The 438-nt window shown below is 65.3% G+C and carries 1 protein-coding gene; it reads left to right on the top strand.

Features of this window, described 5'->3' with window-relative positions:
- The coding region (locus tag AB4Z51_RS45070; RefSeq protein ID WP_441499790.1) for an IS110 family transposase at window positions 1–438 on the top strand (438 nt) is incomplete at both ends.

The following is a 438-nucleotide window of genomic DNA, read 5'->3' as shown; positions in this document are numbered from 1 at the left end:
GGCCATCACACAGATCGTGGCGCGTTGGCGATGCGACGTGCTGGTCGTCTTCGAGGCAACGGGTGTCTATGATCTCGAACTTCGCGAGGCGCTGGGTCAGGCCGGTATCCGCTTCGCGCGGATCAACCCGGCCCGGGCTCGTGACTTTGCGCGCGCCAGCGGCCAACTTGCCAAGACCGACCCGATCGATGCGCGGATGCTGGCAGCCTTTGCGCGGGCCCTGAAGCCAGTCACCGAGCAGGCTGCTAATCCCGCCCGCAATGCCTTGGCGAGGCTTGCAAAACGGCGGGATCAGCTGGTTCTCATGCGCGCGCAGGAGAAGAACCGGCGCAGCGAGGCCGACGACCGTGCCATGGCCGATCGTATCGGCCGTCTCATCGAGGTCCTCGACGGCGAGATCGCCGAGATCGAGGCCGACATCAGCACACTGATCAAGAC

The sequence above is a fragment of the Bradyrhizobium sp. 2TAF36 genome, assembly GCF_052114925.1.
GTDB lineage: Bacteria > Pseudomonadota > Alphaproteobacteria > Rhizobiales > Xanthobacteraceae > Bradyrhizobium > Bradyrhizobium barranii.
The sequence above is the reverse complement of the archived record's forward strand: the minus strand, read 5'-3'. Positions and strand labels throughout refer to the sequence as shown.